This window comes from Bradyrhizobium sp. Leo114 (assembly GCF_055229415.2).
The window spans coordinates 33,328-56,687 of sequence record NZ_JBUYEN020000015.1 but is presented as its reverse complement, the minus strand read 5'-3'; the positions used below and the strand labels follow the sequence as shown (position 1 = coordinate 56,687).

Sequence of the window (23,360 nt, the reverse complement as noted above, 5' to 3'; positions counted from 1 at the left end):
GCGGATCGGACACGTGGGCTTTTGAACAGATCGGGCCTGCTCAGGTCCTGACGAGCGGAGCGGAGAAGCGAATCCCGACCGCATGAATGACGAGCAACGGCAGCTCGATGCTGCAATCCTGCGCCTTTTGCCGTAAACGGCGCAGGACGGCGTCGAGGCTTCGGCTTTCCACGTCCATCTCGCCGTAGCCGAGGTGCTTGGCAAGCCCGGCCCGGGCGACCGTCGCGCCCTCGGCCTGTGCGAGATATTCCAGCAGCAGCAACTCGCGTCCCGAGAGCTGCAATGACACGCCTCCGGGGGCGACGAGAAGACGGCGCTGCGTTTCGATCTGCCAAACCGCCGGCTGCCGCGCATCGATGTGCTCGGCTTTTGTAACTGCGGCAGTGTGGACGCGGCGAGCAAGATTTCTGACGGCGAGCAGAAGCTCTTCACCATCGACCGGCTTGGTCAGATAAAGGTCAGCACCCTCTGCGTAGCCTCGGATCCGGTCGTCGCGGCCGGTCCGGGCCGTCAGCATGATGATGCCTGGGCGCCTTTCAGCCGAGAGATCGCGCGCAAGCTCGAAGCCGCTCGCATCGGGGAGGTTGACATCGAGAATGGCGATGTCGAACACGTCCGTCCGCAACGCCTTGTAAAATGAGATGGCCGAGGACAGGTCGGTCACAGTGATCCCGCTGAGCCGCAGGTATTCTGCCAAGCCCTGCCGCAGATCATGATCGTCCTCCACGAGAACGACGTGGATCGGCTGACCATCGGACTTGGGCTGGTGAGCGGTTTGTCGGGGCAGGGAGCTTGTCGTCATAGGCTGCAACGAATCAGGTCAATCGTCTCGAATCATCGCATATACACGGCAGCGCCGAGTGGACAACGCCTGAGGGGATGGTTGCCGATGATCGATCGCCCGAAGGGATGCGCCAGCCTTGGCGACCTCCTTGCTATCCTGGTTTGTCTCTTCGCCCTCTCCGTCTTCGCGCGCGAGGTCAACGCGCGGGAACTGCAGCCGACGGCCATCGTCGGGCCGAGCGGCGAGTTGCCGCTGGACGGATACATGGAATTGTTCGTCGATCCGTCGCGGACCCTGGACCTGGGGGACGTGCTGAGGGCGAGCGCGCAGTTTCACCCTATTTCAGGCCACGGCATCAATCTCGGCTATACGACGGATGCAGCGTGGCTCAGGATTCGCGTGGGAGCGGGGGAGTGGCAACGTGTCCTCCTGTCGCTGACTCCGAATTTCGTCGATCTGGTCGACGTCTATGTCGCAGCCGACCATCCCGGCCTCGCTGCCGACGATTTCAAGCACTACGCCACCGGCGATCATCGTCCTTTCTCGGCGGACGATACGCTCTCCGGGCTCGACAACGTGGTTCCGCTGCAATTGCAGCCGGATGCCGCGATGCTCGTTTATATCCGGCTGGCCAGCGTCAATTCGTCGCTCAATCTCTCGGCGGTGCTCTACTCTCCCACGGTCCATACGTTCCGTGTGACCGTCCAAGGTCTCGTCGCCGGCGCCTGGTTCGGCGGCATGGCCGTCCTGCTGATCATCCAGCTCGTCTTCTTTCATTTCGACCGCAAGCCGTCCTATCCGCTGCTCGCCTTCAGCATCCTCGGCGCGACGCTGGTCTATGTCGGCAATCTCGGCCTGTCCCGCATGCTGCTGTTTCCGAACGGCGGCTACGGCAACGACTACTTCACTGGAGGTGCGGCCTGGCTCGGGCTGCTGGCCAGCTCGCTCGCCACCGCCAGCATTCTCGAATTGCCCCAACGCCTTCCCTGGATGAACCGGATATTTCTCGCTGGAGCCGGCGTGGGTTTTATCGGGATCGTCTTCGTCGGCTTCAACGCCAACCTCGTCTTCGCGCCGTTTGGCGGCGTCGTCATTTTGATCTTGGTGACGCTCGCCCTGGTGCTCGCGTTGTTCTGTGCCAACGAGAATGGCGTCGACACGCGGCTGCGCGCCGCAGCCTACTGGGTTCTCTGGTTCGGCGTGGCGGGAACGGTGGTCCAGCGCGCCGGCTTCGTGGAGCTGCCGGACTGGGTTGCGCATACCTATGCGCTGCCGGTCCTCCTGCAAATGGTGTTGCTGTCGGGAGCGGTGGCGGTGCGCCTGCGCTCCGCGGAAGCCATGAACGCCGCCATGAGCACCGAGATGCTGCTCGCCGCGCAGGCCGCGGAACGCCGCGCCGTCGCCATGGTCGAGGAGAAGACCCGGGAGCTCGCCGCAGCCAAGAAGATCGCCGAGGACGCCCTGCGCGCCGAATTGCAGTCGCAAGAGCAACAGGTGCGGTTCATGGAGGTGATCTCGCATCAGTATCGCACGCCGCTCGCCACGATCCGCTCCAATATCGACGGCATCGGCCTCAGCTTGCCCGTGGAGGACCAAGCCAATCACGACCGCCTCAAGCGTGTGCGCCGCGGCATCGTACGGCTGATCGAAACGCTCGAGGTGAACCTGACGCGCAGCCGCTTGCAGGGGCCGTCCTTCTCACCGCAACTGGTTCGGACGTCCTTGCAGGATGTCGTCTTGGCCAGCGCAGCTCGCGCCAACGACCTGCTTCAAGCCGACATTCTGACGGATGCTGCCCCACGAGCGGCGCATGCATCGATTATGGCCGATCCCGAGATGCTCGGCATCGCCATCATCAATCTCCTCGAGAACGCGGTGAAATTCTCTGTCCACATGAAGGGGGATCCTGTGATCCTCTCATGCTCGATCGCGGGAGATAGCGGCGTGATCGCTGTCACCGACAAGGGCATTGGCATCCCGCCCGACGAGATCGTCGGAATCATGCGCCGATCGGTGCGCGGCTCCAATGCTCGACATGTCGAGGGCACGGGCATCGGCCTATCACTCGTCTCCCGCATCGCGGGCGCCCACGGTGGAACGATTGAGATCGACAGCAAGGTCGGTGTCGGCACCACGATCCGAATCATCGTGCCGCTGCCTTCCTGATTCGGCGCCGCGACGCCTCAGAAGCGGTTCGATGCAGCTCTCCTGATCACGCTGAACATGTGCCCTGTCGGTCACCCGTTGCAGAAGTTTTGTGGCGTTGCGACGAGGCAACATGTTTCGTTCCAAGACGTTTCCGCATGTTCCAATGCGTTACAAATCGCTCCAACTCGCTTCTGTTGCACTCACGCCCGCAGCTTTAACCTCCTGCAAGCTCGCAGACAGCTTCTCGCCTGAGAGACGATCGAGCGCCGCGTTGGGGGGTTCGTTCAACAACTCGGCTGTCCACCGCGTACGCGCCAGATGCAACGGACCTCTCCAAGCAGCGGCGCGAAGGTTTCGTACACCCTATTGGTTTCGCGACCGCGGAGATGATCTTGCAGACGATCGCTTATCGGCAAAATTTTTGTCATCGGCCCCTCGTTTCCGGGCATCGCTTGAGTCTCAGCGCCGGCGTCAGCTCGCTGGCGCTCATTCTGGCGCTGCAGCCTGCAGGGGCTCAGACTTATTATCCCGGACAGCGCAACAGCCTGTTCGTCATCCCCGCGCCGGTGAACGGTCGTGCCGCCTATACGGAGGGCTTCATTTGGGAGACATTGTACCAGGCGACCTCCGGTCAGGCGGGGCCGTCTCTCAACATCATCAATAATTCCTGGATTCTCAACAAAGATCCAACCCAGGTTATCTGGCGGCAGGCGATCGCACCCTCGGTGGTGATCGGCTCCGAGGGCGGCAAAGGCGGTGACGGCCTGAAGCGGGATGCGGAGGCCGCGGCCGGCGGAGCCGGTGGCAACGTTACGGTCGTCCACAATGCGAGCATGGCGCTCAGCCCGGCGGAGGCGACCATGCTGACGTCCCTGGTGTCGATCTACTCCCGGGGCGGCAAGGGAGGCGCCGGCGTTGTCGGCGATCTCGACGGTCGGTCCGAGCTTTATGCCTCGGCCGGTGGGGGCGGGGCGGGTGGCGACGTCACGGCGACCGTCCAGAAGGGTATCGACACCCAGGGGGACTATGTCGGAGCGCTTCATGTGATGTCCCGCGGGGGCAATGGCGGTGATCACGGCCGGATCGACGAGGACGAGCCGCAGACGCCCCGTGCTGGCACCGGTGGATACAGCGGTCTCGTTTCGGTGACGCTCGGCAAAGACGCCAAACTCACTACGACCGGCAAGGCCGCAGCGGCGATCGTGGTGGAGTCGATCGGGGGCGACGGCTCCAATTCGGCCAATGCGCAGGACACCCGCGGCGGGGTCGCGGGCAACGCCCATGCAGGCTCTGACAGGAGATCGATTCTTTATAGCAATGCTGGCGCGGTCTCGACGGCGGGGGAATTTGCGCCCGGCGTGCTGCTGCAGAGCGTCGGCGGCGCCGGCGGGAAGGGCGGCACCGCGGCGGTGTCCGGACGCGGAACGCCGGGCGGCGCCGGTGGCCATGGCGGCAACATCATAGGGCTCCAGACCGGCAGGATCGACACCAAAGGGGCCTACAGCTACGGCATCGTGGCGCAGTCGGTCGGCGGTGCCGGTGGTGCAGGAGGTAACGGTCTGGCATCCGGCGGGGCCGGCGGGGTGGCCGGGAGCGGCGGTAGCATCGACCTGACCGTCGCCGACCAGATCCGCACGGCGGGCAAAGGCGCTACCGCGGTCGTGGCGCAATCGGTCGGCGGCGGCAAAGCCGTTCAGGCCTTCCAGTCCGATCTTCTGGCACCGCCGGTCGGTGGAGGCGGTGCGGGCGGGTCGGGTCTATTCCTCTGGCTCAGCAGCGGTGGCGTCGGCGGAACGGGCGGCGATGGCGGCGCAGTGACGGTCAACAACAACGGCGATCTGTGGACAGATGGCGTCGGCGCAGCCGGCATCCTGGCGCAGAGCATCGGCGGAGGCGGTGGGGGTGGTGGCGAGGCCACGGCCTTCGGCGTTGGCTTCGGCGTCTCACGGGGCGGCAGCGGTGGCGGCGGCGGTAATGGCGGCACCGTCACGGTCAACAGCCGTCGGGGCAGCATCGGCTATTTCCTGGGCGGCATTCATACCCGTGGTGCCGATGCTGCCGGCATCATCGCGGAATCCATCGGCGGCGGGGGCGGCTCGGGCGGCGAAGCCGTCACCGTCGTGGGCGGCACCTTGGTCACGTCCGCGACGGCTCTCGGTGGTTCGGGCGGCGATGGCGGCTCCGGCGGCACGGTTCTCATCGACAACGGCTGGGCCGTTTCCACCTCGGGGGTACGCTCCCATGGCATTCAGTCGATGAGCATTGGTGGCGGCGGAGGCGATGGCGGCGCCTCGTATGCGGCAGCCTATTCCAAAGCAGTCGAGAAGCGGCTGCCCAATATCGCGGTCGCGGTCGCGGTCGGCGGCTCAGGCGGCAAGGGTGGCCAGGGCGGCGCCGTCACCGTGACCAATTCCGGGGCCGTGTCGACCAGTGGCAATGATGCGTTCGGCATCATGGGCATGAGCATTGGTGGTGGTGGCGGCGACGGCGGCATTTCCGACGTCAGCGCCACGGCGAGCGGGTCCTCGGTTGTCGGCGTGGCCGTGGGCGTCGGCGTCGGTGGAACCGGGGGCGGCGGCGGTACTGGAGGAGCCGTAACCATCGTCAGTGGCAACAGAGTCACCACGTCCGGAGATCAGTCCATCGGCATTGTCGGCTACAGCATTGGCGGCGGCGGCGGTGCCGGCGGCAGCGCCGACGTGACCGGCACCACGTCCGGTAAGGGTTTCTCGGTCGCGGTGAACGTTGCCGTCGGTGGGAAGGGCGGCAGCGGCAATACCGGCGGCACCGTCAAGATCACCAATAATGGAACGACCGAGACGCAGGGCTATGCGGCGTCCGCGATCCATGCGCTCAGCGCCGGCGGGGGCGGAGGCTATGGCGGCGCCGGGATGGCCAGGTCCGCAGGGTCGGATTCGTCGCAGCCCAAACCCAGCGACTCAGCGCGCATCACCGCGGCGGTCAATGTGGGCGTCGGTGGCGCCGGTGGCAGCGGGTCGAATGGAGGACTCGTCGAGGTCACGAACAACACGGCGATCACGACCCGCGGGGTTGATGCCAGGGGCATCCTGGCCCAGAGCATCGGCGGCGGCGGCGGCGTAGGCGGCGCGGGCACGGCGCACAGTGCCAACAACGTGCAGGTCAACGTAGCGGTCGGTGCGACTGGCGGCGGCGCGAGCGACGGCGGCGACGTGGTCGTGAACAACGGCGGGACCGCGGCCGCTATCATCACCACCTACGGCAACGGCGCCTACGGCATCCAGGCGCAGTCGGTCGGCGGCGGTGGCGGCAGCGGCGGCTCGGCCTCTGCCGATGCGGGAGATTCCACGTTGGCTCTGCTTGGCAAGACGCTCGCCGCAAACGGCTTCAAGGCGCTCGCCCAGAAGGTACTGCCCAAATTCTCCGCCAAGCACGGTATCAAGCCGTCCTTCCCGATCTCCGTCGCCGGCAACGATACCGTGGGAGGTACGGGAGGTTCGGGCGGCAACGGCAAGTCCGTCACAGTCACCAACTGGGGTGAGATTTCCACCAATGGCCAGGTGGCCACGGCGGTGTTCGCGCAGTCGATCGGCGGTGGCGGCGGCAATGGCGGCGCCTCCACGGTTGGTGGCGGTGCGCTCCTCGCGAACATGAAGATCGCCAGCGGCGGCAGCGGCGGCGTGGCCGGCGATGGCGGCGCCGTCACGGTGACCAATGGATTCAACGGCAAGATCAGCACAGGGGGGGCCTCCTCGTACGGCATTTTTGCTCAATCCATCGGCGGCGGTGGCGGGCAGGCGACCGTCGGCGTGGACCGTTCGGGTTTCTCACTCGATCGGCCCGCGCTGTTGGCCGGCGGTAACGGGTCGCGTGGAAATGGCGGCGCGGTCAAGGTCACCAATGCAGGGAGCATCGTCACCGGCGGCGCGCAATCCCACGGCATTGTCGCCCAGTCCATCGGCGGCGGTGGCGGCCTCGTGGCGCTCAACTCCATGGATGCCTTCGAGGTTCTGAGCCTCAAGACTGCGCTGACCCAGGCCGAGAAAGATACACTGAAGCGTTATGGCCTGGACGTCGACCAAGCCATCAAGGAAGCCGAATCCGCGAAAGCTGCAGCCAAGCCGGGGACCGACACCCTCACCCTTCAACTTGGCGGCACGGGCGGTGCGAACGGCAACGCCGCCGCGGTGACAATCGAACATGCGGGATCCATCACGACGACTGGCGGCAATGCCTTCGGCATCCTTGCGCAGTCCATCGGCGGCGGCGGCGGTTTCATGTCGGACGGATCGGGGCCCGGCATCAACACGCTGAAAGTGTCCGGTCGCCTGGGCGGGTCCGCCAACAGCTTCGGGGACGGCTCCGAGGTTTATGTCAAACTCGGCGCGGGAAGCAGCATCCAGACCACGGGCGTGGGCTCTGTCGGCATCCTCGCGCAGAGCATTGGCGGTGGCGGCGGCTATACCGGTGCACTCAATTCGGTGGATGCGACCTATGCGAATCTCCTGGCGCAGAGGGATCCGTCATCCGGGCGCGGCGGCGGCATCCTGGTTTCGATGGCGAACACTGCTGCCAGGATGTCGATCCAAACACAGGGCAAGAACGCGCATGGCGTCTTCGCGCAGAGCGTCGGCGGCGGTGGCGGCGCGGTCGGCACGGCCGAGGGGATCGTGTTGCCGACGCAGATCGGCGACACGACCAACCGCAACAAGGCAACTCGCGGCGGTGGTCTGATCGAGATCGACCTCAAGGGGTCGATCAGGACGACCGGCGAAAATTCGGTCAGCATCTACGCCCAGAGCGGCGCGCAGGGCGGCGCGGGGCGGGTCGTGGCCGGCACGGGTTCGGACATCAGAGTCAACTTCCAGGGCGTGCTCGCGGGTGGCTCCGGGACCGGTGCTGCGGTCCAGATCGATGGCGGCGGTGCCAATGCGATCGAGTTCCAGGCCGGGTCTGAAGTCAGCGCCGGCTCGGGCGTGGCAGTGTTGGCCAGCCACGGCCAGGACCGGCTGGACAACTGGGGGTTGTTATCCGGCGACGTGAATCTTGCCGTCGGCAACACCGGAGAGGTCAACACATTCAACAACCGCCTTGGCGGCACCTATACCAGCTCCGCCCGTGGGATCGTAAATGTTGGAGCCGCAGGGACGTTCCGGAACGAGGGGACCTTCAATATCGGCGGCATCAATGCCATTGCCACCGCGAATGTCATTGGCACTTATGTACAGACCGAGGCCGGCTCGTTGCTGATGGATGTCAGCCGCACCCCTGCGGGGGCCAAAAACGATCTCGTACAGCTGACGGGCTCGCTTAGCGGCACCATCAAGGTGAACGTCGTGGACGGCCTCATGCCGGGCCGTTTCGCCGTGGCCGAGGTGAGCGGGACCACCAACAACCTCAAAGCGGCCGGGGCACATGGCAACTTCAGCCCCTTTAACTGGTCTGTCCAACGCGAGGGAAGCCGGATCTTCATCGACCCCGCCGCGAACATCCGGGCCCCCCAGGGGGTGGATATGACCGCCAGCGAGGATGCCGCCATGGCCTATCTCCAGCGGGCCTGGGAGTCCGGCAAGATCTCGCAGTCCAATGCATCGCTGTTTGGAAAGCTGGCCAATGTCAGCTCAGTGGACGACTATACCCGCTCGATCGACAGCATTACACCTGAGGAGTCGCTTGGCGCGCTGTCCAACCAGACCCTGGGCGCCCTTACATCCGTCAAGATGTCGCTCAGTTGTCCGATCTTCACCGGCGCGGGCACGATGATGCAGGAGACCGATTGCGGCTGGGCCCGTGTCACCGGCGCCTGGACCAGGCAGACCGAAAGTGCTGATGCGAGCGGCTATCACCAGAATGCCGAGACCTACCGCGTCGGCGCGCAGCGCGAGATCGCCGACGGCTGGTTTCTTGGCGCGACCGCCGGCCTGACGCAATCCGCTCTGTCTGACAGCGACAGGCTGTCGAGGACGAACGGCGTCGCTGGCGACGTTGCGGTCTCGCTGAAGCATCAGATCGGCCCATGGCTGCTCGCGATGTCCGGCCACATGGGTTACGGTACGTTCGAGACGCAACGGCTTCTCGACGTCGGACCGAGCGTCTGGCTCGCGAACGGCACCTCGCACATTTGGACGGCCGCCGCCCGCGTCCGCGCCAGCTACGAGCTGGCTTATTCCAACTGGTACATCAAGCCCTATACCGACCTCGACCTGCTCTACACTGCCATGCCGGGCTATACTGAGCACGGCATGGGGGGCATGGACCTTCATTTCTCGTCCGCACGCCAATGGAATGTGGCAGTGAGCCCATCGCTCGAAATCGGCGGCCGGCTGGACGTCGATCCGCAGGCTTGGCTGCGGCCCTATGCGTCGGTGGGTATGACTTTCTTCGCCAGGGACAGCATGGATATCGGCGTCACCTTCGGCAATGCGGCTGACGCGGGCTTCATCACCCAGGCGAAGCTTCCCGCAACGCTGGTCAATGTTACCGCGGGGCTGCAGATCTTCTCGACGAAGGGCTACGAGCTGCGCACGGAATACTCGGCCGGTTTCAGCAGGAACTATATTAGCCAGGAGGCCAGCCTTCGCCTCGCTGTACCGTTCTAGATTACGACACGGCGGGATTTGGACTCGATGCTGCCAACGTGAAGGGCCAAGCCTGATATCGGCAGGCCGCTGTGGCGTCGATCCGCGACTGCTTAATCAGCGGGTCCCAGGTTCGAGCCCTGGTGCGCCCACCATCGCGAGAAGGCGTCTTAATAATTTGTGGGAGCGGTCGCCGAGAACAAAGCGGATCTCGCGCGACGTTTTTGTGGTCGGACGCGCCACGGCCAAATTGCCGTGCGGCTTCTCGTTTTGTTTCTGTATCTTCACCCCATTCGATACAGCGCGCAGAACCGCTGGTACACAGGCCGATCACGTGCTCGTCGTAGGACAGGATATTAGGGCGAGAAAAACGGACAATCTGTTCTGTGCGTTGCCGCAGGGTTAGATTACACTGCGCGACGCACCGATCCTGCTTGCGATAAGGCCGATGCCCATCAGCGCGAGCGCGAGACCCCACACGTTCAATCCAAGCCTCCCGTATCCACCAACTCCCTGCGCCGCAAGCAGCGCAAGGCCAGTGCCGGTCATGAGGGCGCCGAGCACGTAGCGCCACGCGGGCGCCGGTGCGCCCGCAGTCGCGCGCGGCCGCTCAAAGCGTCCGAATGCGATAACAAGAGGAATAAGCGCCATCGCATTCGCTGCGAGCCACGGGAACCGCGACCACCACCACTCGGAGCTTCCCGGCTCAAGCCGTAGACCGAAGCCGCCGGTGAGATAGGCTGCGAGGATCACAAGGGTGGTGGCCGTCAGGTGCCAAATAAACAGCGTCATGATGTTGCCATTCATCGCCACGGTTGCCGTCCACGCTATGCGGCCAGCCAGCCAGCGGCGCGCGGGTACCTGCGCGGCAAGCAGCAACCCGCCCTGCATGATTGCGAGCGCTATCAGCGTGACCTTCGGAGGTGTCGTGGTGCTGACCGGATCGCCGGGGACGCCAATCATCGAGACAGGATAAGGCCCGATGTGTACCAGCAAAAGTAGCACGGCAAAGCCCAAAGCGGCGCCGACTAGCAGTGTCCTGAACTCGGAAAATCGCTCGTCGAGCCACGCATAACCGAGCATGGAGATTGCACCCCAGACGAACAGATAGTTCGCGAAGCCAAGCCAGCGCAAACCGACGGCAAAGTACATGACATCGACAGCAACTGCAGCGGCTGTCAAAGCCCAGAACGATCCCATACCAAATCGGGCCCATGCAGCCTCCGTGGCTGGCACGAGCAGAACAATTCCGATGTACACCGCGAGGAACCAGATTGGTATGAACGCAGCCTGCGAGCCATAGCTGATCAGCTCCGCACGCACGCCGCGGGCGTACTCAATTGCAACGATCGCCACCCAAACCGTGAGCAGTGGGAGGATTGGCCACACGAGACGCCGCAACCGGCCTTCAAGCCAGGCTGCATATGATTTGTCGTCCCGTCGCGCGGCACGCCAACTGATGCCGTTCGCGTATCCGCCGACCATGAAGAAGATCGGCATGACCTGCACGACCCATGTGAGCCAAGCGGTCCAAGGAACGACCGTCAGGATATGGGATGTCTTCAACGTGTCGGTTGCGTCGAAATAAGGCGCGGCGGCCAGCCAGTGCCCGACAATCACCACCAGCATCGACATAGCTCGCAGGAAGTCGACGTAGCGGTTTCGGGACGCGGGCGTCCGGTCAGCAAGCTCGGCAGCACGGGACCAAGCCGACATGATCATTCTCCAACCTGCCGTCCAGCCTGTGTGACCAAGTCAACATGAGCAAGTCAACGGATTGGCGCTCGTGAGCATCCTCCGCGACCTTAGCTCGATCGAACCGGGTTGCAAACGCGGACGGTCCGGAGCTCTCTCGACGTTTGCTGCTTGGATGCATAGTCCATCGCGGCTGCGGGACCGTAAGCCTGAAATCGCCGAATAAGCACTACGGTCAAATTGGTGGCATGGACCACTGATTGTGGGCCGATGCCGCCAATTTGAAGTTCCCTGCAGCATTTGCCGCAAGCTCGTTCAGGAACTTCAAATCAGAAAACGGCATTAGAATCATGAATTTGTTGACGCACGTTACTTCCGAGGTTCGTCTCAAAATTGTTGTCGTGTTTTACGAACTTCGGAAGTGAGGCACTGGCCGCACTTGCCGGTAGCCAATGGAAAGCCGACACTTCCAGAGGCCTGACCGGCCGAGGCGCAGTATCTACCGGCCGTCGGGAGGAGTGCCATGGAGCGCATCTGGCTCAAGCACTACCCGCCGGGAGTTTCGGCGGAGATCGACCCGTCGCGATACGCATCGCTCGTTGCGATGCTCGAAGAAAGTTTTGCCAAATATCGCGAGCGCACCGCCTTCATCTGCATGGACAAGGGGCTGACCTACGGTGAAACCGACGAGATGTCACGCGCTTTCGGGGCTTGGCTGCAGGGCAGAGGCCTGGCGAAGGGTGCACGCGTCGCCATCATGATGCCGAACGTGCTGCAGTATCCGGTGGCGATCTGCGCCGTCCTTCGTGCCGGCTTCACCGTGGTGAACATCAACCCCTTGTACACGGCGCATGAGCTCGAGACTCAGCTCAAGGATGCCGGCGCCGAAGCCATCATCGTGCTTGAGAACTTCGCGCATACCCTGCAGCAGGCAATCGACAAGACCAGCATTAAACACGTCGTCGTTGCATCCATGGGCGACCTCCTGGGCTTGATGAAAGGCACGATCGTCAATCTGGTGGTACGGTGGGTGAAGAAGATGGTGCCGGCCTACTCGCTGCCGGGCGCAACGCCGTTCAATGCGGCCCTCGCGGCCGGCAAGAACATGACGTTGACCAAGCCGCAGCTCGGATCCGACGATCTCGCATTCCTGCAATACACCGGCGGGACCACGGGCATCGCCAAAGGCGCGATGCTGTTGCATCGCAACGTAGTCGCCAACATGCTGCAGATCGACGAATGGCTGAAGCCGGTATTGGAGAACGAGCCGAAGGTCGATCGTCTGACCGTCATGGCGGCGCTGCCGCTCTATCACATCTTCGCGTTGACGGCATGTTTCCTGCTCAGCGTCCGTACCGGCGGCCAAAACATTCTCATCCCAAACCCGCGCGATATTCACAGCCTCATTGAGGAGCTTGCCAAGTACAAGGTCAACCATTTTCCGGCGGTGAACACGCTTTACAACGCGCTGCTCAATCATCCGGATTTCGACAAGATCGACTGGAGCATGCTCAAGTGCGCTGTCGGCGGCGGCATGGCGGTGCAGAAATCAGTGGCGGACCGTTGGTTCAGGACCACGGGCTCGCCGCTGTGGGAAGGTTATGGCCTGTCGGAGACGTCGCCGGTCTTGACCTGCAATCCGCCGACCGCACCCGAATGGGACGGCACCATCGGGCTGCCGATGCCGTCAACGGACATCTCGATTCGCGACGACGACAACAACGAGGTGCCGCTTGGGGAGCCGGGCGAGATCTGCGCGCGCGGCCCGCAGGTGATGCCGGGCTACTGGAACCGTCCGGATGAGACGGCCAACGTCTTTACTCCCGACGGCTTCTTCCTCACTGGCGATATCGGCATCATGGACGAGACCGGCCGGACTCGGATCGTCGATCGCAAGAAGGACATGATCACGGTGTCCGGGTTCAAGGTCTATCCGAGCGAGGTCGAGGCGGTGGTGTCGAGCCACCCGGGAGTGCTCGAATGCGGAGTGATCGGCATCCCCGATCCGCGCTCCGGCGATGCGGTGAAGCTGTTCGTCGTCAAGAAGGATCCAAACCTCACCGAAGCGGCCCTGATCGCCTACTGCCGAACGCGGCTCACACCCTACAAGGTGCCGCGGCTGGTGGAGTTCAGGACCGAGCTGCCCAAGACCAATGTCGGCAAGATCTTGCGCCGGCAGTTGCGCGACGAGTCGGCAGGCTTCACTACCGTCGGCTTCCCTGGCTAACCCCCCGTTTGGCAGCGCCAGCTTCGATCCTGCGCCTGCAGGGATTGCAGGCGCGTAGCGCGACGCGCAGCATCGGGCATTCCGCCGACAACAAATGGTTCACCCGGCTTGTGTTTGCTGCCGCCATCGTCGAGGCGGTGGAGAAAATCGACCTCACTTACCCGATGATCGATCCTGAGAAGAGAATGGAGTTGCAAACGATACGCGCGGCCCTGAGCCGCGAGAAATGGGGACAGTCCCATATCGAGCAATCTCGTCGGGCACCTTCGCTCCGCGATCCGCCCTCAGTCTCGGTTCAGATCAGCTTCCCCATCGCTACGGCGGTATCCGCCATGCGGCACGAGAATCCCCACTCGTTATCGTACCATGACATCACGCGTACCAGCGTGCCATCCATGACCTTCGTCTGATCCATGTGGAAGACGGAGCTGTGCGGATCGTGGTTGAAGTCGATGGAAACATTTGGATCGTTGGTATAGCCGAGAATCCCGTTGAGCTGCTGGTCGGCGGCGCGCTTGATCGCGGCGTTCACCTCGTCCTTCGATGTCGCCTTCTTGGCGACGAATTTGAAATCGACCACCGAGACATTCGGCACCGGGACACGAATGGCGACACCGTCGAGCTTGCCGTTCAGTTCCGGTAGCACGAGGCCGACCGCCTTTGCCGCGCCTGTTGACGTCGGGATCATCGACATCGCCGCCGCTCGCGCGCGGTACAAGTCTCTGTGCAATGTATCCAGCGTCGGCTGATCGCCAGTATAGGCATGGATCGTTGTCATGAAGCCCCTTTCGATCCCGATCGCATCGTTGAGCACCTTGGCAACCGGCGCCAGACAGTTGGTCGTGCATGAGGCGGCGGAGACGATCTTGTGCTCCTTCGACAGCCCGTCGTGATTGACGCCGTAAACCACCGTGAGATCGGCGCCGTCGGCCGGCGCCGAGACAAGAACGGCCTTTGCACCTGCTTTGAGATGAGCGGAAGCTTTGCTTTTTGAGTTGAAGACGCCCGTGCATTCGAGCGCAATGTCAACGCCCAGGTCCTTCCATGGCAGGTCCGAGGGATCCTTGATCGCGGTGACTTTGACTTTGCCGTTGCCGACGCTGATGGCGTCGCCTTCGACCTTGACTTGCCCTGGGAAGCGGCCGTGCACGGAATCATATCGTAGAAGGTGCGCGTTGGTCTCCACGGGCCCGAGATCATTGACAGCGACCACCTCGATATCCTTGCGGCCCTCCTCGATGATGGCGCGGAGAATGTTACGGCCGATGCGGCCGAATCCGTTGATGGCGACGCGAACGGTCATTTTCGGCTCCCTTCTTGGCACTACGCTCCGATACTGTTTCCTGTCGGGATAGGGACGATACTAGTTTCGATGATTTCAGACGGTGGGCATTGTCGTGCGGACGGCCCTATGCGACTGCCTGCCTCCTTTTGATCCGGACACTTGGCCCCGGGGCATGATGGAACTCGCCTTAGGCGTGTCTGCTGGCCGTATGAGTTCTGACGCTTCAAGGTCGATTATCAGCGTGGCGCCCGTCTGCGGCTCTACTGTGGGCTATCCGAGATGGCCTGTATAATGGCATTTAATCGGGCTCGCGATTGATGGTTCCTTGCAGCGAACCAAATCAAATGCACGGAAAGCGGAATGGCAGCCTTCGTCTCGATCGCCCCACTCGCTCTGATCGTTCTTCTCATGGCCGTATTGCGGTGGTCGGCGGCCAGCGCGGGACTGGTCGGACTCGTGGCGGCCGCGGCTGGCGCAATCGGATTCTTTGGCTTCGGAACGCGCATCTACGCTGAGCAGGGCATCGCCGGAGTGCTCATCGGAACCGGTGCGGAGGCAGCTTTCTCGGCCGCTGACATCGTGTGGATCATCCTGCCGGCTCTGTCCCTCTATGAGCTGCAGCAGCGCTCAGGCGCGATCGATGCCATCCGCAGGGGATTGATGAGTTTGTCCTCGGACGAGACCCTGCTTGCCCTCGTCATCGCCTGGTTCTTTGCGTCGTTCATGGAAGGAGCGGCGGGGTTCGGCACACCTATCGCCCTCGCTGCGCCTCTTCTGGTCAGTCTCGGCTACACACCCGTCGTGGCGGTCGCTTTGCCGCTCATTGGTCATGTCACAGGCACTTCGTTTGGCGCGCTCGGCACTCCGATCTTGGCGCAGGCCGACGTGTCAGGCATCAGCGGCAGCAGCATCGCCCCGCCGACGGCCTTGCTGCATGCGAGCCTGGCGCCATTGCTGGTGCTTTCGATCGTGTTCATCGCGAGCAAAGCGCGATTCCAGGTGAAATACGCGGCATGGGCCATCGTCGCCGCCATTTGTTTCCTGCTGCCGTACCTGGTCTTGGCCATGTGGGTAGGACCAGAGCTGCCGACGATCGGCGGAGCGCTGGCCGGCGGATTGGCATTTGCTTTTGTCCTCAGACGGATGCATCCGCAGCAAGCTGAAACTCTGGATGCGAGATCGCTTGCCATTGCTGCTCTACCATATGCCGTGCTGGTCGGCTTGATCCTCGTGACGCGTCTCGTTCCGCAGATCCGCGATCCGCTCCGGCAGATTGTGCTCGAATGGGGGTTGCCCGGACCGTTCAGCGGACGCGTCGAGCTCCTCTATCATCCCGGGACCATGCTGCTCGCAGGATTTCTGTTCGGCGGGCTCTTGCAGGGATGCAAGATTGCCGATCTGGCCGGTGCCGTCACTGCTGCTATCCGTCGACTGGTTCCCGTGGCCGCTGCCTTGTTCTCGATGCTCGCGATAGCGCGGCTGATGGTCCATGCGGGCATGATAGAGGCACTGGCGGAAACGGCTACACGGACCGGTCAGGCGTGGCCGCTGCTTGCGCCTTCAGTTGGGGCAATCGGCTCCTTCATCACGGGATCGACAACCGTCTCCAACATCCTCCTGACGGATCTTCAGCAGGCAGCCGCTGCCGGGCTCGGCTTGCCGATGTTGGCACTGATCGCCGCCCAGGGATTCGGAGCTGCCGTCGGCAATTGTGCGGCGCTGCACAACATCATCACGGGCGCTGCCACGGTCGGCCTGCAAGGACGTGAAGGCGATATTCTGAGGAAGACGGGACCAGTTTGTCTTGGATACCTTGCGCTGGGAGGCGTTCTTGCGCTGACGTTCGCGCGATGGTTCCCGTTTTAGAAGTGGCCGCGTTGTTCCATCGGATGGCAGCGGCTGGACTGATTCCTGCCGTCATGTAAGGTTGCATCTGGATTGGACCGCATAAGCTCATCGGAGCTATGAACCCGTGCTCAGACCCGGGAGGCCATCATGAACATTGTCGTGTTCGAAACCGAGGAATGGGAGCGACAAGCCTTCCTGCGCCTTGAGCCAAGCCATCGCGTGCGCTGCGTTGCTGAGCCGCTGGACCAACGGAACGCGGCTGACTTCTCCGAGGCCGAAGTTGCCAGCCCATTCATCAATTCGCGGTTTGACGCAGCAGCCCTCGCACAATTCCCAAAGCTAAAGCTGATAGCGACGCGATCGACGGGATACGATCACATCGATCTCAGCTACTGCGCCGCACACGGCATCATCGTGTCGAACGTGCCTGACTATGGCGATTCCACCGTGGCCGAGCACGTCTTCGCTCTGCTGTTGGCAGTTGCGCGCAATCTCGTGGAGTCGGTGGAGCGGACGCGGCGCGGGCGGTTCACGCAGACCGGGCTACGCGGCTTTGAGCTCCGCGACGGGACAATCGGCGTCATCGGCACCGGCCGGATCGGGATTCGCGTGATCGAAATCGCACGCGGCTTCGGCATGAATGTTCTTGCTTACGACCTCCGACCGGACGAAGCGGCCGCCGTCCGGCTCAAGTTTTCCTACGCGAGCCTCGACAAACTGTTGTCGGATTCGGACGTCGTGACGCTGCACGTGCCCGCAACGTCCGGCACGGCCAGCATGCTCTCGGATCGCGAGCTCGCCCGCATGAAGCCGGATGCAATCCTGATCAATACGGCACGCGGCCATATCGTTGACGTTGAAGCGCTGGTGCGGGCGCTGGCTAACGGCAGGCTCCGCGGCGCCGGCCTCGACGTTCTGCCGCAGGAGCCCCTGATCCGCGAGGAGGCGGCGATCTTCCACCAGGACGCAGTTCGGGACGCCGATGATTTCAAGGCACTGGTTGCGAACCATGTATTGCTGCGCTTTCCCAATGTGGTGGTGACGCCGCACAATGCGTACAACACCGAGTCGGCGCTGCAGCGCATCACCGCGACGACGCTTGCCAATATCGAGGCGTTTGCGCGCGGCACGCCGCAGAACGTCGTGTCCGCGCATTGAAAGTTCGCGGCGCCGCGAGTGCTCGCGTGATCAGGACGCACGGTGAAGCGGCACGCTGGTTCGCTCGCCCGGGTACAGAACGAAATGCCGTTCGTCGACCGCGATGGAGATTGCGTCCGCTCCACTTGGATCGCTCGCCAGCGTCAGCGCATCCTGGGTTATATCCACGCTGAGCGAGTGCTGGCGGTAGCGGAGCCGAAATGCAAGCCGGCGCAGTTCATCCGGTAATGTGGGGTGAAAATGCAGTTCTTCGCCGCGCAGCTCCAGCCCGGTGAAGCAGCGTTGCAACAGGTCGATCGTGCCGGACATGGCGCCGAGATGAATGCCTTCGCGCGTGGTCCCGCCTTGAACGTCGCTAATGTCACTTTGCAGAGCCTCCGTGAAAAGTGACCAGGAGCGTTGCCGGCAGCAGCGCGCCAAGACCCAGGCATGCACGAGGGCGCTCAGGGTGGAGCCGTGCGAGCTGCGCCGCAGATAGTAGTCGATGGTTCTGGGGATCGTGGCAGGATTGAAAGTGTAACCAAGGCGGTTGAAGAGCTCCGCCAGTTCTTCTGCGGAAAACAGATAGAACAACATCAGCGCATCGGCCTGCTTGGAGAGCTTGTAGCGATTGGGCGAGTCGCTCTCCGCCTCGAGGATCAGGTCGAGCCGCATGATATTCGGGTATTTGCGGCGATAGGCGTCCCAGTCGAATTCCTGTAGCAGCTCATAGCCTTCAAACTGGCTGAGAATGCCGTCGTCGTGGAATGGCAGGTACAACTTGCAACTGACATGCTCCCAATGTGCGAGTTCCTCCTGCTCGATCCGCAGGTTCTGGCACAATTCGTGACAGCGTTCCTTTGGCAGCAGCTCAAAGAGGTCGAGCGCGCGGGCAATGCACCAGACGGCCATGACATTGGTGTACGCGTTATTGTCCAGGCCTGCCTCATCCCGATCCGGATAGCCGTCATGGAATTCGTCCGGCCCCATCACGCCGCGGATATCATAGCGGTCGCGTGCTTCGTTCCACTGCGCAAGACTGGCCCAGAAGCGGGCAATCTCGAACATCAGCTCGGCGCCGAAGGAGTAAAGGAACTCGGCATCGCCAGTGGCTTGATGGTACTGCCAGACATTATAGGCGACGGCCGCGCCGATATGGCGCTGCAGATGTGTGTCGTCTTTGATCCAGTTGCCGGAACGCGGGTTGAAGTACATCACGTCGGTTTCTTCGCGCCCATCGCTACCGCTCTGCCATGGGTACATCGCGCCGCGGAAGCCGGCTTGCCGCGCGGCCCAGCGCGCCTCATCGAGGCGCCGGTAGCGGTAGAGCAGCAAGGCACGCGCGAGGATCGGAAAATGCAGGTTCAGCAGCGGGAAGATGAACAGCTCGTCCCAGAAGATGTGGCCACGGTAGCCCTCGCCATGCCAGCCGCGGGCGGGGATGCCAGCATCCAGCTCCATGCTGTGGCTGGAAGCTGTCTGGAGCAGATGGAAGAGATGCAGACGCACGGCCAAATGCGTCTCATCCGCTTCGTCGCTGGCGATATCGAGCAGATCCAGGTCGCAGCGCTCCCACAAATGTCCCCAGACACGCCGATGGGTTTGCAGAAGCGCATCAAAGCTGTCGGCGCGTGCGATGGCCGTGCGCGCTGCGGTTTCCGGATCGGCGATGGCGCGGTCCCTGGAGGTATAGAGCGCGACGATCTTCTCGATCTCGATGCCGGCGCCCGGCACGGCATCAAGGGCGATGTCATAGCCGACACGCGCCGCTTCCTCGATCGGGTGCTTGTGCACGGCGGCATCAAGCCCGCGCGCACGTACGTCCAACCGTGCGGCCTGTGCGATCCGTAGCTGCGACTGCGTCATCTCCACCTGAAGCAGCATGGAGCAAGGTGCGAAGGCGGCGGCTTCGCACACACGCAGATTCCGGCTTTCAAACGCTTTGTATCTCGGCACGCCGGTATTGGCGACGTCGCCGTCCAGCATGGCGCGCACGGTGAGCCGGCCGGACCAATTCTGCGAGGTGACGGTGACATGCTGGCCGGCGAGGTGCTTGCTGTCCATGTGCACGAAGCGGCGCTCAGTGAGGTTGATTTCCCGCCCCAGCGGGTCGCGCACCCGCAAACTTCGCAAGTACAGACCGTGGCGCAGATCGAGCGTTTGCTGATACTCGAGCACTTCGACGCGACGCAGGTCGAACCAGTCTCCGTCGTCGATCCGGAAGGTCAGTGGCAGCCAGTTGGGGAGGTTGACCAGGTCCTCGTTCTCGATCGGGCGACCATCGATCATGGTGGTGAGCCGGTTGTAGCCGCCGGCGAGATACGTGCCGGGATAATACAGATCATCAGCGCGCGCTTCGGCGGCGGCTCCGCGGGTCACGAAGTATCCGTTGCCAACGGCGAACAGGGTTTCGCGACGCCCTTCCAGGGCGGGATCGAACCCCTCATGGACAAACAGCCAAGGGTCCGGCCGAGCGCGGGCCGCGGGATGGCGGGTCTCGGTTCCTTGTTGCGCGATGAACGGGTCAAGCCGATGCACGTCGGGCTTGGCGACAAGCGGGCGCGGCGTCACTCGATCGTCCAATTCCAAATCGATCTGGTTGAGGTCGGCGACGACGATATCGGCACCGGCGTTCTTCAGGTCCGCACCATGGCCGACCCGGTCGATGCCGATGACGAGGCCGAAACCGCCGGCTCGTCCCGCTGCCACGCCGGCGATCGCGTCCTCGATAACGACCGTGCGATCGGGCAAGCTGCCGAGGCGCTGCGCCGCCGCAAGAAAAGTGTCGGGAGCTGGCTTGCCCGGGAGCCCCAGGGTCGCGGCATCGCGTCCGTCGATGCGAGCGTCGAACAGATGATCGAGCCGCGCAGTTTGCAGAATCTCCTGGCAATTGCGGCTCGCCGAAACCACCGCCGTCTTCAGGCCGAGCGCGCGCAGACGCCGAATCAGGGCCACCGTGGAAGGATAGACGTCGACCCCTTTGCCGCGCATCCTGTCCAGGAACAGTCCGTCCTTTCGCACGGCGAGGCCCTGGATGGTTTCGACCTCGGGACCATCGCGCTCATCGCCTTCCGCGAGGCCCACGCCGCGCGCGGCCAGGAAGGCACGAATGGCCTCTTCGCGCGGACGGCCGTCGATGTACTTGCGGTAGTCCTCAAGCGTGAATGGCGCGAAGGCAACGCCGGTGCGACGGGTGTACCCTTCGAAAAAAACATCGAAGGTTTGCGTCCAAGCCTGGAAATGGATGCGCGCGGTATCTGTCACCACGCCATCGAGATCGAAGGCGACGGCATCAAATTGCGACGGAACAAGACCGGCTTTGCGAGACATGCCTCGGCTCACGGAGTTATTGCGACGTACGCCAGCATTGATTTCCAATTAAACGGAGTGGCTCGGCTCCACATACAAGGCAGCGCCGAGGAGGCCCGCATGAGGACGTAAGATCTGGTCGATCGGTATCCCGTCCAGATACGAGCTGAACTGTCCCTTTGCAGTGAAAGCCTGCTTGAGCGCTTCGACATCCCAGAGTGGCCGCAGTCCGCGGCACAGTCCGCCAGTAATGACGACCCCGCCGCTGGTCAAAAGGGTCAGGGCGAGATTGCCGGCGGTCGCACCGAGGATGGACGAGAAGATCCTTATCGCCTCACAGCAAGTAGGGCACTGGTTCGCTGCGGCGCGGGCCGAAACGTCTCTGGGATCCTGCAGATCGATGATCTGCCCATTCATCTTGGCCAGAGTTGTCGCAATCGCCAATAACCCCTTTCCGGACAGCAACCGTTCGGCTGACACATGCGGATAGTGCCTGTGGAGATGCGACAGGATCTCGACTTGGACACTGTCCGTCGGAGCGAATGTGGCATGCCCGGCCTCACTCGGGAGTCCGACAAGTGTTCCCGCATTATTCAGCAGAAAAGCAACACCAAGGCCGGTGCCGGGGCCAATGACGAGGGAAGGCTGGCTTGGATCACGTGTTCCCGCTTTTACGGAACGGATCTCATCGGGTTGCAGTGCGGCAACGGACAGCGCCTGGGCGAGAAGATCATTGATCACGATTAACTTGCGCAAGCCGAGCCGCCGCCGCACATCCGCTATCGAGAAATGCCAGGAGCTGTTGCTGAAGGTCACCTCATCGCCCAGGACGGGGCCCGCCACAGCGAGCACCGCCTCTTCCAGCATCGGGACGCCGGACAGATAGTCCTCCACCGCCTCGACAAGGCCGGGATAGTGGGCGACCGGTAGCTTGCGCGCATCCGATGGATGCGAACCAGGCTCTGCAATCGCAAACCTTGCGTTGGTGCCGCCAATGTCTCCGACCAGCCGCATGGCGTTCATCCCCTGAGGATGATAATGTTCAACTTCTATTTCCAGGCGAGAAGGCTTGCAACATGATACAGCAGCCGGAGACAGCCTCAAAGCCTATCGTTACACTGACGCTCAGCCCGACCATTGATCTCGCGTTCCAGTCGAACGAGATCAGACCGATCCGTAAGAATCGTGCGGTACAACAGCGCACGGATGCGGGAGGCGGCGGCATAAATGTCGCGCGTGTGCTGAAGGAACTGGGCGCCGAGGCCTACGCCATTTACCTGGCTGGCGGCGCTACTGGACTCGTCTTGAATGAACTTGTCTCGAAATTGGACGTGCCAGCAAAATGCGTCAATATAGCCGGCAGCACACGCATCAGCTTCACGGTCTTCGAAGAGATTTCGGGGCTCGAATATCGTTTCGTAAGCGAGGGCTGTTCTCTTGTCGAAGCAGAGTGGCAATCGGCCCTATCGCACCTTAAGGAATGTGACGCAGACATCATCGTCGCGAGTGGTAGCTTGCCGCCGGGTGTTCCCATCGATTTTTACGCCCGCGCGGCCGACATCGTGCGGAGCAATGGAGCACGCTTGATCCTTGATACCTCAGGGCCTGCGCTCCAAGCGGCCGTGTCGGCAGGAGGCATTTGTCTCGCCAAGCCCAGTGTTGGGGAGTTCGAGACGTTGACACACAGAAAGTTCGAGTCACCCGAGGAACTTGTCGATGCCGCGACGTCTTTGGTCGCTACCGGCTCCGTCGAAAACCTTGCTGTGACCATGGGACGCGATGGCGCATTGCTCGCAACTCGGTCAGGCACGTTGCGACTACGAGGCCCCAAGGTGAAGCCTGTGAGCGCTGTAGGGGCGGGCGATAGTTTTGTAGCGGGCATGACCTTTGCGCTGGCGCGCGGAAAAAGTGCTGAAGATGCATTCACGCTCGGCATGGCCGCGGGTGCCGCTGCTGTCCTGACACAAGGCACCCAATTGTGCCGTCGGGAGGATGTCGAGCGTCTCCATGCCGAAGTGATGGCCGAGCGCCTGTCCATGCAGCCCACCTAGCGCGCTGGCGTCGTAACCTCGACCTCGCAGTCGCTCCGCACCGAGCTTCCCGGATGCCCGGGATGAACACGGATTAATCAGAGACAGCCATGGGCGCAGCGGCAGAGTCGACTTTGACGAGTGGCGTCACATCGCTGGCATACGATGTCTGCCAGCGATGTTGCGAAGTTGCTTGCCACCGACTGCGGGAAAGGGCTCGATCCGGCTGAAGCAGCGAGGCGGCTGCAGGCGTATGCGCCATACAACCCAGCAGTGTACGATCCGGCATAAAAATGCTAGTAGTGAGCAACCAGCGCGGCGCAAAAGGTCAGCGAATAAG

The 23,360-nt window shown here is 62.8% G+C and carries 12 protein-coding genes and 1 pseudogene; 7 read left to right on the top strand and 6 right to left on the bottom strand.

What is annotated here, in order from left to right:
• Window positions 1-40 precede the first annotated feature (40 nt).
• Complete coding sequence (locus ACZIRK_RS19505) at window positions 41-727, bottom strand: response regulator transcription factor (RefSeq protein ID WP_463327956.1); 687 nt, start codon at window positions 725-727, stop codon at window positions 41-43.
• A gap of 162 nt (window positions 728-889) precedes the next feature.
• Here ACZIRK_RS19505 and ACZIRK_RS19500 point away from each other — a divergent pair, with 162 nt between their 5' ends.
• Window positions 890-2,950, top strand: coding sequence for a sensor histidine kinase (locus ACZIRK_RS19500; protein ID WP_165435154.1), 2,061 nt, complete (start codon window positions 890-892; stop codon window positions 2,948-2,950).
• 434 nt (window positions 2,951-3,384) lie between these two features.
• Window positions 3,385-9,510, top strand: coding sequence for a hypothetical protein (locus tag ACZIRK_RS19495; protein ID WP_463327955.1), 6,126 nt, complete (start codon window positions 3,385-3,387; stop codon window positions 9,508-9,510).
• 381 nt (window positions 9,511-9,891) lie between these two features.
• Here the strand turns inward: ACZIRK_RS19495 and ACZIRK_RS19490 are convergent, their stop codons facing one another.
• Entirely contained in the window at window positions 9,892-11,205 is a 1,314-nt protein-coding gene (locus ACZIRK_RS19490) for an acyltransferase family protein (protein ID WP_165435155.1), read from the bottom strand.
• Window positions 11,206-11,707: 502 nt separating this feature from the next.
• Between ACZIRK_RS19490 and ACZIRK_RS19485 the strand changes: the two genes are divergently transcribed.
• Complete coding sequence (locus ACZIRK_RS19485) at window positions 11,708-13,411, top strand: long-chain-fatty-acid--CoA ligase (RefSeq protein WP_130225212.1); 1,704 nt, start codon at window positions 11,708-11,710, stop codon at window positions 13,409-13,411.
• A 295-nt stretch (window positions 13,412-13,706) separates the two neighbouring features.
• On the opposite strand, the gene gap is transcribed toward ACZIRK_RS19485, so the two are convergent.
• Complete coding sequence (gene gap / locus ACZIRK_RS19480) at window positions 13,707-14,714, bottom strand: type I glyceraldehyde-3-phosphate dehydrogenase (protein ID WP_130225214.1); 1,008 nt, start codon at window positions 14,712-14,714, stop codon at window positions 13,707-13,709.
• A 342-nt stretch (window positions 14,715-15,056) separates the two neighbouring features.
• Between gap and ACZIRK_RS19475 the strand changes: the two genes are divergently transcribed.
• Window positions 15,057-16,562: an L-lactate permease gene (locus ACZIRK_RS19475; RefSeq protein WP_130225215.1), complete on the top strand. Its 1,506-nt coding sequence runs from the start codon at window positions 15,057-15,059 to the stop codon at window positions 16,560-16,562.
• Between the two features lie 129 nt (window positions 16,563-16,691).
• A complete protein-coding gene (locus ACZIRK_RS19470; protein WP_130225216.1) occupies window positions 16,692-17,702 on the top strand; it encodes a hydroxyacid dehydrogenase in 1,011 nt (336 codons plus the stop codon).
• A gap of 30 nt (window positions 17,703-17,732) precedes the next feature.
• On the opposite strand, the gene ACZIRK_RS19465 is transcribed toward ACZIRK_RS19470, so the two are convergent.
• The 3 genes and pseudogenes from ACZIRK_RS19465 to glk form a co-directional block, all read right to left on the bottom strand.
• A complete protein-coding gene (locus ACZIRK_RS19465) occupies window positions 17,733-20,252 on the bottom strand; it encodes a glycoside hydrolase family 65 protein (protein ID WP_474418408.1) in 2,520 nt (839 codons plus the stop codon).
• 162 nt (window positions 20,253-20,414) lie between these two features.
• A pseudogene (locus tag ACZIRK_RS19460) lies at window positions 20,415-21,011 on the bottom strand (HAD family hydrolase); the annotation flags it as partial.
• Window positions 21,012-21,059: 48 nt separating this feature from the next.
• Entirely contained in the window at window positions 21,060-22,004 is a 945-nt protein-coding gene (gene glk, locus ACZIRK_RS19455) for a glucokinase (RefSeq protein WP_207230996.1), read from the bottom strand.
• A 62-nt stretch (window positions 22,005-22,066) separates the two neighbouring features.
• Between glk and ACZIRK_RS19450 the strand changes: the two genes are divergently transcribed.
• Both ACZIRK_RS19450 and ACZIRK_RS19445 read left to right on the top strand, forming a co-directional pair.
• Window positions 22,067-23,041, top strand: a complete 975-nt coding sequence (locus ACZIRK_RS19450) for a 1-phosphofructokinase family hexose kinase (RefSeq protein WP_035688711.1) — start codon at window positions 22,067-22,069, stop codon at window positions 23,039-23,041.
• Window positions 23,042-23,185: 144 nt separating this feature from the next.
• Window positions 23,186-23,311: a cation-transporting P-type ATPase gene (locus ACZIRK_RS19445; protein WP_130225219.1), complete on the top strand. Its 126-nt coding sequence runs from the start codon at window positions 23,186-23,188 to the stop codon at window positions 23,309-23,311.
• Window positions 23,312-23,360: the final 49 nt, after the last annotated feature.

Bases quoted from the DNA above. Each gene is read 5' to 3' on its own strand.
- ACZIRK_RS19475 (WP_130225215.1), top strand. From the start codon at position 15,057: ATGGCAGCCTTCGTCTCGATCGCCCCACTCGCTCTGATCGTTCTTCTC.
- ACZIRK_RS19485 (WP_130225212.1), top strand. From the start codon at position 11,708: ATGGAGCGCATCTGGCTCAAGCACTACCCGCCGGGAGTTTCGGCGGAG.
- ACZIRK_RS19490 (WP_165435155.1), bottom strand. From the start codon at position 11,205: ATGTCGGCTTGGTCCCGTGCTGCCGAGCTTGCTGACCGGACGCCCGCG.
- gap (WP_130225214.1), bottom strand. From the start codon at position 14,714: ATGACCGTTCGCGTCGCCATCAACGGATTCGGCCGCATCGGCCGTAAC.
- ACZIRK_RS19470 (WP_130225216.1), top strand. From the start codon at position 16,692: ATGAACATTGTCGTGTTCGAAACCGAGGAATGGGAGCGACAAGCCTTC.
- ACZIRK_RS19450 (WP_035688711.1), top strand. From the start codon at position 22,067: ATGATACAGCAGCCGGAGACAGCCTCAAAGCCTATCGTTACACTGACG.
- ACZIRK_RS19445 (WP_130225219.1), top strand. From the start codon at position 23,186: ATGTCTGCCAGCGATGTTGCGAAGTTGCTTGCCACCGACTGCGGGAAA.
- ACZIRK_RS19500 (WP_165435154.1), top strand. From the start codon at position 890: ATGATCGATCGCCCGAAGGGATGCGCCAGCCTTGGCGACCTCCTTGCT.
- glk (WP_207230996.1), bottom strand. From the start codon at position 22,004: ATGCGGCTGGTCGGAGACATTGGCGGCACCAACGCAAGGTTTGCGATT.